The organism is Halorubrum californiense DSM 19288 (assembly GCF_000336875.1).
GTDB lineage: Archaea > Halobacteriota > Halobacteria > Halobacteriales > Haloferacaceae > Halorubrum > Halorubrum californiense.
Map to the genome: position 1 here is coordinate 169666 of NZ_AOJK01000063.1, position 10562 is coordinate 180227.

The 10562-nt window shown below is 69.1% G+C and carries 9 protein-coding genes and 3 tRNA genes; 7 read left to right on the forward strand and 5 right to left on the reverse strand.

Translation table 11 applies throughout. The features are described from left to right. Positions 1 to 9: 9 nt before the first annotated feature. Positions 10 to 909, forward strand: coding sequence for an NAD-dependent glucose-6-phosphate dehydrogenase Azf (gene azf / locus C463_RS12540; protein WP_008444316.1), 900 nt, complete (start codon positions 10 to 12; stop codon positions 907 to 909). A gap of 33 nt (positions 910 to 942) precedes the next feature. Here the strand turns inward: azf and C463_RS12545 are convergent, their stop codons facing one another. After that, positions 943 to 1629 (reverse strand): hypothetical protein, encoded by a 687-nt coding sequence (locus tag C463_RS12545; RefSeq protein WP_008444318.1) that lies wholly within the window; start codon positions 1627 to 1629, stop codon positions 943 to 945. A 77-nt stretch (positions 1630 to 1706) separates the two neighbouring features. Then, positions 1707 to 1985, reverse strand: coding sequence for a hypothetical protein (locus C463_RS12550; RefSeq protein WP_193365868.1), 279 nt, complete (start codon positions 1983 to 1985; stop codon positions 1707 to 1709). A gap of 462 nt (positions 1986 to 2447) precedes the next feature. On the opposite strand from C463_RS12550, the gene C463_RS12555 reads away from it, so the two are divergent. Beyond that, positions 2448 to 4283, forward strand: coding sequence for a cation:proton antiporter (locus C463_RS12555; protein WP_008444322.1), 1836 nt, complete (start codon positions 2448 to 2450; stop codon positions 4281 to 4283). 250 nt (positions 4284 to 4533) lie between these two features. Here the strand turns inward: C463_RS12555 and C463_RS12560 are convergent. Next, positions 4534 to 4606: transfer RNA gene (locus C463_RS12560), tRNA-Arg, on the reverse strand. A 247-nt stretch (positions 4607 to 4853) separates the two neighbouring features. On the opposite strand from C463_RS12560, the gene C463_RS12565 reads away from it, so the two are divergent. From C463_RS12565 to C463_RS12575, 3 genes are all read left to right on the forward strand, one after another. Continuing rightward, positions 4854 to 6347, forward strand: coding sequence for a single-stranded DNA binding protein (locus tag C463_RS12565; RefSeq protein ID WP_008444323.1), 1494 nt, complete (start codon positions 4854 to 4856; stop codon positions 6345 to 6347). A gap of 88 nt (positions 6348 to 6435) precedes the next feature. Then, positions 6436 to 6867, forward strand: a complete 432-nt coding sequence (locus tag C463_RS12570; protein ID WP_008444326.1) for a histone family protein — start codon at positions 6436 to 6438, stop codon at positions 6865 to 6867. Further along, positions 6868 to 7872 carry a histone deacetylase family protein gene (locus C463_RS12575; RefSeq protein WP_008444328.1) on the forward strand — a complete coding sequence of 335 codons (1005 nt, stop codon included), beginning with the start codon at positions 6868 to 6870 and terminating at the stop codon, positions 7870 to 7872. It abuts the gene before it with no gap. A gap of 394 nt (positions 7873 to 8266) precedes the next feature. On the opposite strand, the gene C463_RS12580 is transcribed toward C463_RS12575, so the two are convergent. Both C463_RS12580 and C463_RS12585 read right to left on the reverse strand, forming a co-directional pair. Continuing rightward, a tRNA-Asp gene (locus tag C463_RS12580) sits at positions 8267 to 8339 on the reverse strand. A 30-nt stretch (positions 8340 to 8369) separates the two neighbouring features. Continuing rightward, positions 8370 to 8442, reverse strand: a tRNA-Asp gene (locus C463_RS12585). A 327-nt stretch (positions 8443 to 8769) separates the two neighbouring features. On the opposite strand from C463_RS12585, the gene C463_RS12590 reads away from it, so the two are divergent. Both C463_RS12590 and C463_RS12595 read left to right on the forward strand, forming a co-directional pair. Continuing rightward, entirely contained in the window at positions 8770 to 9000 is a 231-nt protein-coding gene (locus C463_RS12590) for a DNA-directed RNA polymerase subunit H (protein WP_008444330.1), read from the forward strand. Next, a complete protein-coding gene (locus C463_RS12595; protein WP_008444332.1) occupies positions 8997 to 10562 on the forward strand; it encodes a DNA-directed RNA polymerase subunit B'' in 1566 nt (521 codons plus the stop codon). The genes C463_RS12590 and C463_RS12595 overlap by 4 nt, the downstream gene beginning before the upstream one ends.

Below are 10562 nucleotides of genomic sequence, written 5' to 3' on the forward strand. Positions count from 1 at the left end.
TAGAGTCGAATGGACGAGCCGGTCCTGCTGACGGGCGCCGGCGGACGGGTGGGGCAGGCCATCCTCCGCGGTCTCGGCGACGACTACGACTGGCGGCTCCTCGACCGGGAGCCGCTCCCGGCCGCGAAGGTGCCCGACGGGGTCACCGACGCCGACCGGTACGTCGCCGACATCACCGACGAGCGCGCCGTCCGCGAGGCGGTCGCCGACGTCGGCGCCGTGATCCACCTCGCCGGCGACCCGCGGAAGACGGCCCCGTGGGACTCCGTCCTCCGGAACAACATCGACGGGACGCAGGTCGTGATGCGCGCCGCCGCCGAGGCCGGCGTCGAGAAGTTCGCGTTCGCCTCCTCGAATCACGCCGTCGGCGGCTACGAGACGGAAGACCGGACCCCGGACCTGTACCGCCCCGAGGACGACTACCGGCTCGACGGCGAGGAGCTCCCCCGCCCCGGCAACCTCTACGGCGTCTCGAAGGCCGCGGGCGAGTCGCTCGGACGCTTCTACCACGACGAGTTCGACATGAGCGTCGTCTGCGTCCGCATCGGCAACCTCACCAAGGACCACCCGCCCCGCGAGTACGAGCGCGGGCAGGCGATGTGGCTCTCGCACCGCGACTGCGCGCACCTCTTCGACCGCTGTCTCCGCGCCGAGTACGGCTACGAGGTCGTGTACGGCATCTCGAACAACGACCGCCGTTACTACTCCATCGAGCGCGCCCGCGAGGCGCTCGGCTACGACCCGGCAGACAACTCCGCCGACTACACCTTCGAGGGGAAACCCAAGGCCGACCGCGACACCGAGACGAACGGCGGTCGGGACGACGACTCGTTCGCGTCGGACGCCGATCGGCCCGCACCCGAGTCGCCCGCCGAACCCAACTTCCCGGCCGACCCCGACGACGCCTGAGCGCCGCGCGAGGCCGCCGCCCGACGCGGGCCCTCAGAACAGTCCGTCGACGTCGCGCCGCTTCCGCGCCTCCCGATCGACGTGATCGCCCAGCCGAGCGGCCACCTGCGGCCGCGCGTCCGGCGTCCGGAGGTACGCGAACAGCAGTTCGGCGAACTCGGTCCGGCCCGTCCCGCGCTCCTCGCGGGCGAACTCCGCCGCGGTCGCGAGCGCATCCGGATCGCCCGGCTCGCCGGCCCTCGCGAGCGCCGGCGCCGCCACCCCGGCCGCGGCGAGCGACAGATCGTCAAACGCCGGCGTCGCGTCGTCGATCCGGATCCGCGGCGCCGTCGCCGCAGCCGCCTTCTTCGGGGCCGCAGCGAGCCGCTCCGCCCACTCTCGGACGGGGCCCAGCCCGACTCCACGCGAATCGGAGACGCTCGCCAGCGCCGCGACGGCGTCGGCCGCGCGCTCCGCCGCCCCGTCCGGGTCGCCGTCGGCCGCGCGGTGCGTCGCTGTCGCGACCGCGGCCAACCCCCGGAACAGTCGCTCGGCGTCTTCGTCGCCGGTGTCGCTCGACGTCGCCAGCGCCGCTTCCCAGACGCTACGCGCCGCGAGGTGGTGTCCCTCGTTGAACAGCGCGGCACCGGCGACGACGCGATCGGTGCGGGCGGCGTCGTCGCGGTCGCTCCGGCTCTCGGAGTCGCGGCCGCCCCGGCTCTCGGTATCGCGGTCGCTCACGCGTCGCGGTCGGCGGCGGCGAGTAATAAATACCGAGTTCCGCGAACGGCGCGGCGGAGGGGCGGAGCGTCAGCGGGTCAGCTCTCTCGGGCGCTCGCGTCGCCGTCCGGCAGGCGGAACGTCCGGTCGACCGCGCTCGGATACCGGCGATGGAGCGTCGCGCCGACGACCGCGCCGGCGAGGGCCGCGAGCGCGACCGCGGCGGCGGTCGGGAACGACAGGACCACGACCGTCGTCACCGGGAACGCCGCGAAGGCGATCATCGCGCCGGGCGACGGAAGGGGCTCGGACGGATGCGGACCCGCGTACGGGTCGGGGTGGTCGGTGCGTCTGGAGGGGGATCGGTCTGCTGTCATCGTCGGATTGGAGTGGTGGTGCGAGGCGTGCGCCTCGCGGGTGGCATCAATTCGGCCGCCGCCGACCGTACCGCGCGGTCAGGGGACGGCGAACCGGTGTCGAGAGCGGTCCGGGGGAGACCGTCACTCGCGTCGGTCGCGAGCGAGCCGTCTCCGCGTCGGGGTCACGCGGCGACGGCACCGAGGAGAGCGGTGACCGGTCCGCGGCCCCGTTTCCGGACGCTCCAGCGGGGGGCGAACGTGGGAGTGGGGTCGCGGACGGTCATGGATTCGACCCGGCGGCGGGGGACCGACCGGGCGTGTCACCACCGAGTGACGGAACCGAATTAATAGTTGCTTGCGTGTGAGACTCAATGGCGCGGTCGTTTCGCCGCGCCGATCCGGCCGACCGGCGCGCCCACCAGTACACTAAGGGAGGCGGGGCGCGTATCGCCGATAGACGTGTCCAGTAGCCTGCTACCGGTGATCGCGGTGATACTCGTGTCGGGGCTCGCGGTCCAGCTCCTCGCTCACCGGCTGCGCGTGCCGAGCGTCATCTTCTACCTCGCGATCGGCGTGGTGCTGGGGCCCGAACTGCTCGGGCTGGTCACGCTGGAGACGTTCGGCGAGGGGCTTGAGATCATCGTCGGCCTCAGCGTCGCGATCATCGTCTTCGAGGGGGCGTTCGCGCTCCGGATCGACCGGATCCGACGCGCGTCGACGGTGTCGCTCCGGCTGGTGACCGTCAGCGCGGTCGTGATGTTCCTCGGCACGGCGGCGGCGGTCCGCGCGTTCACGGACGGGACGTGGGAGATCGCGCTGCTTATCGGCGCGCTGCTGGTGGCGACCGGCCCGACCGTCATCACGCCGATCCTCAACGTGGTCCGGGTGCGAGACCACGTCGCGACCGCGCTGGAGACGGAGGGGATCGTCAACGACGTGACGGCCGCGATCGTCGCGGTCGTGATCTTCGAGACGCTGCTGCTCGACGACCTCGGCGTCCCCGCGACGGTGCTCTCGTTCGTCCAGCGGTTCGGCGTCGGCGTCGCGGCGGGACTGCTCGCGACGGTGACCATCTACCTGCTGCTGGACAGCGATTTCGTTCCCGAACGCGACGTACAGGCGTCGCAGTTCCTCGTCTTGGCGGCCGCGATCGGCTCGTTCGCCGCCGCCGAGGCCGTCGCCGCGGAGGCCGGCATCGCGGCGGCGGCGACGAGCGGGATCCTCCTCGGCAACCTCGACCTGGATAACCGCGAGGAGATCGAGCGGTTCGCCCAGAACACGACGCTCATCGTCCTCTCGTTCGTGTTCATCTCGCTCGCCGCGCTGATCGACGTGGAGGCCATCGCCGGGCTCGGCGTCGGCGTGATCGCGCTCGTCCTCGTCATCATGTTCGTCTTGCGGCCGCTGGGCGCGTTCATCGCGACCCTCGGCGTCGAGCGGTTCACCCGCCCGGAGCGGCTGTTCATCGCGAGCGTCGGTCCGCGGGGGATCATCCCGGCGAGCGTGGCGACGCTGTTCGCCATCGAACTGGAGCTCGCGGGGAGCATCGCCGCCGGCGAACTGCTCGTCGGCACGGTGTTCGCGGTCATCTTCGCGACGGTCATCGTCGAGGCGGGGTTCGCGCGACAGATCGGAGAGTTCCTCGGAGTGTCACCAATGCGCACGATAATCATCGGCGGGGGTCGGGTCGGCCAGGCGCTCGCCACGCGACTGGAGAACAGGGGCGAGTACGTCGTCGTCGTCGAGACGGACCCGGACGTCGCCGAGCGGGCGCGCGCGGAGGGATTCACCGTCTACGAGGGGGACGGCAGCGACACGGAGACGCTGCGCGCCGCCGACATCGGCGACGCGAAGCGGTTCATCACCACGACGGCGGACGACGACATCAACCTCCTCGCGTGTCAGCTCGCGCTCACCAAGTTCGACGTCGCGTCGGTGTACTCGCGGGTGAACGACCCGGACAACGTCGACGCCTTCGACAGCATCGGCGTCACCGGCATCGACGCCACGACGGCGACCGCGGTCGCCATCGACGACGAGATAGAGCGCCCCGCGCTCACCCACTGGATGAACGAGCTCGGCGACAGCCACGACGTTCAGGAGGTGGAGGTGACCTCCCGGGAGTTCGCGGGCAAGACGATCCGGGACCTCAACGCCCAGATCCCGGACGGAACCTTCGTCGCCGTCGTCAGCCGCGACGGCGAGAACCGCGTCCCGTCGGCGGACACTGTCCTCGAAATCGGCGACCACGTGACGTTTATCGGCGACACGGGGGCGGTCCGTCAGGCGATGGACCGGTTCCACCCGCACGATTAACAGGTCGGTCAGATCGTCCGTGGGGTGGGGATGACAGGCCCTAAACCCAGTCCTGAGGGCGACATACGGCCCACTACGCTCGCCGTTTGGTGTCTCTGAAAAGTCCTGACGGAGTCCCACGCGAGCGGTGCGAGGGCGACCGAAGAGAGCCCTCGACAGTGAGCGGCGAAGCCGCGAACGAGCGAGCGTGGGGCAAGTCAGAACGTGAACGCAGCGGCTATCGAACGAAGTGAGACAGCCGCAAGGTGAACGTCCTGACGGAGATTTGAACTCCGGTCCCTGGCTCCGCAAGCCAAGAGGATAGTCCACTACCCTACCAGGACTCATCTTCACGTACCGCGGTAGAACATAAGACGGTTACGGTCCGGCGGCCGCGTGCCTGCCGTCCGCACGCACTCCCGCGTCGGATGAACACCTTTTGTATCGACGGGCCCCATGTACCGCTATGAGACGCCTTCGAGCCGCGAGCGCGACCCGAGCCGGTCGCCCCGCCGACCGGCCGGGTTCCGGCGCGAACCCCGGACGACGGCAACGTGTATCGCCGAACGCACGGACCACGGAGGGACGCGTATGGGAGCCATAGAGGAGGTGTACGAGGAGCTCGACACCGACGTCGAGTTCGAGAAGTTCGAGGCCGCCGTCGAGGACAAGGTCGAGCAGATGGGCGGGCTGGCGGACGAGGAGACCGCCGCGATGCTCATCGCGCACGAACTGCGCGACGAGGAAGCGGACACCATCGCCGACATCGAGCCGGGGATGAACGAGGTGAAGTTCCTCGGGAAGGTGACCGCAATCGGCGAGATACGGACCTTCGAGCGCGACGACGAGGAGGCCGACGAGGGCCGCGTGTGTAACGTCGACGTCGCCGACGCCTCCGGCTCCGTCCGGGTCGCGCTGTGGGACGACATGGCCGCGGCGGCCGAGGAGGAGCTCGAAGTCGGGCAGGTCATCCGCGTCATGGGCCGCCCCAAAGAGGGGTACAGCGGCCTCGAAGTGAGCGCGGACAAGGTCGAGCCGGACGAGGACGCCGAGGTCGACGTTCAGGTGCTCGACACCTACCGCGTCGAGGACCTCGCGCTCGGCGCGTCCGACGTCGACCTCGTCGGGCAGGTGCTCGACACCGACTCGATCCGGACGTTCGACCGCGACGACGGCAGCGAGGGGCGCGTCGCCAACCTCACCGTCGGCGACGAGACGGGCCGCGTGCGCGTCACGCTGTGGGACGATAAGGCCGACCTCGCCGAGGAGTTCGACCCCGGCGAGGTCGTCGAGGTCGGCGACGGCTACGTCCGCGAGCGCGACGGCGACCTGGAGCTCCACGTCGGCGACCGCGGCACCGTCGAGCGCGTCGACGAGGACGTGGAGTACGTCCCGGAGACGACCGACATCGCCGACCTCGAGATCGACCAGACGGTCGACATCGGCGGCGGCGTCATCGAGACCGACCCCAAGCGGACGTTCGACCGCGACGACGGCAGCGAGGGGCAGGTCCGCAACGTCCGGATCAAAGACGAGACCGGCGAGATCCGCGTCGCGCTGTGGGGCGACAAGGCCGACCGCGAGATCGACTTGGCCGACCGCGTCGTCTTCACCGACGTCGAGATCCAGGACGGCTGGCAGGACGACCTGGAGGCGTCCGCGAACTGGCGGTCGACCGTTTCGGTCCTCGACGAGGGGAGCGACGCGGCGGTCGGCGCCGCGAGCGGGGCGTCCGGATCCGCCGCCGGAAGCGGTGGCGAGGCGGACGACCGCGGCTCGAACGAAACCGGTCTCGGCGCGTTCGCCGAGGACGGACAGAAGGCGGCCGCGGAGGCCGTCGCGGGCGAGAGCGGCGAGGACGAGGGAGCGGGCGCGAGCGGCGGCGCCGCGGCCGCGACGGCGGAGCGGTCGAGCGAGGACGTGGAGTTCACCGGGACGGTCGTCCAGACCGGCGACCCGGTGGTCCTCGACGACGGACAGCGGACGAAGACGGTCGAGACCGACGCGAGCCTCCGGCTCGGCGAGGAGATAACGGTCCGCGGGTCGGAGCGCGACGGGACCATCGACGCGGACGACGTCTTCTGACGCGGCGGGCCGCCGCGACGCCCGTCCGATTCCGGCGGCGATGCGGCTAACGGAAAGCGTTATACGATACACGGACGCGACTGTGTGTATGAGTGTCGAGTTGCCGTTCGCGCCGGTCGACGGGATCATCCGGCGGAACGCGGGGGAACTCCGCGTCAGCGCGGACGCCGCCGAGGAGCTCGCGCGACGGATCCAGTCGCACGGCGCGGACCTCGCCGTCGACGCGGCCGAGAAGGCGACCGCGGACGGCCGGAAGACGCTGATGGCCGCGGACTTCGGCGTCGAGCAGGTCGTCAGCCGGGAGGATCTCACGCTTCCGGTCGCGCCCATCGACCGGATCGCGCGGCTCCGGATCGACGACCGATACCGGGTCGGCGTCGACGCGCGGGTCGCGCTGGCCGACATCCTGGAGGACTACGCCAACAACGTCGCGAGCGCCGCCGCAACGCTCGCCCGCCACGCGGACCGACGAACGGTACAGGCCGAGGACATCGAGACGTACTTCGCGTTGTTCGAGTAGATGCGGTTCGGCTACAGCGACCGGTGTCTCGACCACGACACCGGCGAACGACACCCGGAGAACCCGGATCGGCTCCGCGCGATCCGCCGCGGGCTCACCAAGCGCCACGGCGTCGAGTACGTCGAGGCCGACCCCGCGGAGAAGGCGGCGATCACCGCGGTCCACGACGACGAGTACGTCGACGAACTGGAGTCGTTCGTCGCCGACGGCGGCGGGAGCTGGGACCCCGACACCGTCGCCAGCGACGGGACGTGGGACGCGGCGCTCACCGCCGCCGGCCTCGCCCAGTGGGCGGCCCGCGAGGCGCTCGACGGGGCTACTGGCCGACAGACGCCGTTCGCGATCGGCCGCCCGCCGGGTCACCACGCCGTCACCGACGACGCGATGGGGTTCTGCTTCTTCAACAACGCCGCCGTCGCCGCACAGACGGCGATCGACGAGGGCCTCGCGGACCGGGTCGCCATCTTCGACTGGGACGTCCACCACGGCAACGGGACGCAGGACATCTTCTACGACAGCGAGGACGTCTTCTACGCGTCGATCCACGAGGACGGACTCTACCCCGACACGGGCGCGCTCGACGAGACCGGCGAGGGAGACGGCGAGGGGACCACCGCGAACCTCCCGCTGGCGGCCGGGGCCGGCGACGCCGACTACCTGTACGCGGTCGACGAGGGGATCACGCCTGCCGTCGACCGGTTCGACCCGGACCTGTTCATCGTCTCGGCCGGATTCGACGCGCACCGCCACGACCCCATCTCGCGGATGCGCGTCTCCTCCGAGGGGTACGCGCTGTTGACCGACCGGATCCGGACGCTCGCCGCCGACGTCGGCGCGGCCGACGCGTACGTCTTGGAGGGCGGTTACGGGCTCGACACGCTCGCCGAGGGCGTCTCGATGGTCCATGAGACGTACGACGGGCGGACCCCGGTCGATACCGACGAGGAACCGGACCAGAAGACTGAGGCGCTCGTCGACGACCTCCGGGCGGAACTGGACCTGTAACGCGCGGCTTCGCCGGTCGCTCCGTTCTCGTTTTTCTCTCAGATTTGGATTCATCGCCGCCGCAGCACTCACTTGTCGTTGTCGCTCCTCGTTCGTTGTTGCGGCGTCGATAGAAACGCCCGGAGCGGGATTTGAACCCGGAGGACTTCGCTCACTCCGTTCGCTCGCCCTCAGATTCAAACCCTTCTGCTCGCGTTTTCGACGAACGGCTCGCTCCGTTCGCCGTGTTGTTCGTCGAAAACGCCCGGAGCGGGATTTGAACCGAAATCAGACGTGTTCGCTCACTCCGTTCGCTGCGCGCGACTGATAGGGTTCAAATCCCCACGTCTGCGTTCGTCGACGCCGGACTCGCTCGTCGCTGTCGCTCCTCGCTCGTAGTCGGCGCCGACAGAAGCGCCCGGAGCGGGATTTGAACCCGCGTCACGACCGTGACAGGGTCGTATGATGGGCCACTACACCATCCGGGCAAACAAGCGACAGCGCCCCGAAACCGGGGACGCCCGGAGCGGGATTTGAACCCGCGTCACGACCGTGACAGGGTCGTATGATGGGCCACTACACCATCCGGGCTTGTCGCATCACTTCGTACCCCTGTCTGGCAAATAAGGCTTGTCATCGGCGACGAGAATGGGGTCCGGTGACAGGGGTCGTGTCCGGTAGCCTTTTGTGTCGACCTCCCGTGTGTGGGAGTGTCGAACGCCCCGCGACTCGTGAGCCGCGCGCGGCGACGCTTGGTAAGTCTTATGCCGCTGGCGTATGTACNCCTCCCGTGTGTGGGAGTGTCGAACGCCCCGCGACTCGTGAGCCGCGCGCGGCGACGCTTGGTAAGTCTTATGCCGCTGGCGTATGTACGTACCTGTAGTATCTCGTGATAGCTTCTCCCCACCACCAGCACCCATGGTAGACGTAAGCCAACACGAACTCGTCCCGGACCACGTTCTCCTCGACGACCCCGAGGAGGTCGAGGATGTCCTGGCAGAGTACGACGTGAAGAAAACGAACTTACCGAAGATCAAACGCACAGATCCCGCGATCCCCGACGAGGCCGAGGTCGGTGACGTGGTGAAGATCGTCCGCGACTCCCGCACGACCGACGAGGCGGTCGTGTACCGACTGGTCGTCTCATGAACAGGCAAGACCGACGCGTGGTTTCACGCGAATACTTCTCGGACGAACGGCTCGCCGAACACCACTTCCGCTCGTTCAACAACTTCTTGGACCGCGGCATGCAGGAAGTCGTCGACGAGAAGGAGACGATCGAGACGGACATCGGCGACAAGGAAGGGCAGGAGCCGGTGTACGTCGAACTCGGCGACGTGCGGATGGTCACGCCCCGCGTCCGCGAGGCCGACGGCTCCGAGGAGCTGCTGTACCCGCAGGAGGCGCGCCTCCGCAACATCACCTACTCGGCGCCCGTGTTCATGGAGATGTCCATCGTGCGCGGCGGCGAGGACGAGCCGGAGCAGGTCGTCGACACGACCGAGACCAAGGTCGGCCGGATGCCGATCATGGTCGGCTCGAACAAGTGTAACATGGCGGGCTTCTCTGACGAGGAGCTCATCGACATCGGCGAGGACCCCGTCGACCCGGGCGGCTACTTCATCGTCAACGGCTCCGAGCGCGTGCTGATGACCTCGGAGGACCTGGCGCCGAACAAGATCCTCGCGGAGTACGACTCGAAGTACGGCGACGAGATCCAGGTCGCCAAGACGTTCTCCCAGCGCCGTGGCTACCGCGCGCTGGTCCTCTGTGAGCGCAACCGCGAGGGGCTGCTCGAAGTGTCGTTCCCCTCCGTCTCCGGTTCCATCGACTTCGTGACGCTCGTCCGTGCGCTCGGACTCGAATCCGACGAGGAGATCGTCCACCGCGTCTCGGACGACCCCGAGATCGTGAAGTTCATGCTGGAGAACTTGGAGGAGGCCGACGTACAGACCACCGAAGGGGCCATCGAGACCCTCGGCGAGCGCGTCGCGAGCGGCCAGGGGAAGAACTACCAGCTCAAGCGGGCGAACTACGTCATCGACCGCTACCTGCTCCCGCACCTCCACGAGGAGGGCGTCGACGAGGAGGACGTGCGGATCAACAAGGCGTACTACCTCTGCCGGATGGCCGAGGCGTGCTTCGAGCTCGCCTTGGACCGCCGGGAGGCCGACGACAAGGACCACTACGCGAACAAGCGCCTGAAGGTCTCCGGCGACCTCATGCGCGACCTGTTCCGCACCGCCCTCAACAAGCTGGCGCGCGACGTGAAATACCAGCTCGAACGCGCCAACATGCGGAACCGGCAGCTCACCGTCAACACGGTGGTCCGCTCCGACGTGCTGACCGAGCGGCTCGAACACCCGATCGCGACGGGGAACTGGGTGGGCGGCCGCTCGGGCGTCTCCCAGCTCGTCGACCGGACCGACTACATGGGCGTGCTCTCGCACCTCCGCCGGCTGCGCTCGCCGCTGTCGCGGTCGCAGCCGCACTTCGAGGCGCGGGACCTCCACGCGACCCAGTGGGGTCGCATCTGTCCCTCCGAGACGCCGGAGGGGCCGAACTGCGGGCTCGTGAAGAACTTCGCGCAGGCGATGGAGCTCTCACAGACCGTCGAAGACGAACAGGGGCTGAAACGAGAACTGGCGTCGATGGGTGTCGAGGGGATCCCCGGCATCGAGGGCGTCGAACGACAGACGGCGGACGACTAA

What these genes read in the sequence shown, in the direction of transcription:
- azf (WP_008444316.1), top strand. Translation starts at nt 10, where the DNA reads ATGGACGAGCCGGTCCTGCTGACGGGCGCCGGCGGACGGGTGGGGCAG.
- C463_RS12550 (WP_193365868.1), bottom strand. Translation starts at nt 1,985, where the DNA reads ATGACAGCAGACCGATCCCCCTCCAGACGCACCGACCACCCCGACCCG.
- C463_RS12565 (WP_008444323.1), top strand. Translation starts at nt 4,854, where the DNA reads ATGGGAGCCATAGAGGAGGTGTACGAGGAGCTCGACACCGACGTCGAG.
- C463_RS12570 (WP_008444326.1), top strand. Translation starts at nt 6,436, where the DNA reads ATGAGTGTCGAGTTGCCGTTCGCGCCGGTCGACGGGATCATCCGGCGG.
- C463_RS12575 (WP_008444328.1), top strand. Translation starts at nt 6,868, where the DNA reads ATGCGGTTCGGCTACAGCGACCGGTGTCTCGACCACGACACCGGCGAA.
- C463_RS12590 (WP_008444330.1), top strand. Translation starts at nt 8,770, where the DNA reads ATGGTAGACGTAAGCCAACACGAACTCGTCCCGGACCACGTTCTCCTC.
- C463_RS12595 (WP_008444332.1), top strand. Translation starts at nt 8,997, where the DNA reads ATGAACAGGCAAGACCGACGCGTGGTTTCACGCGAATACTTCTCGGAC.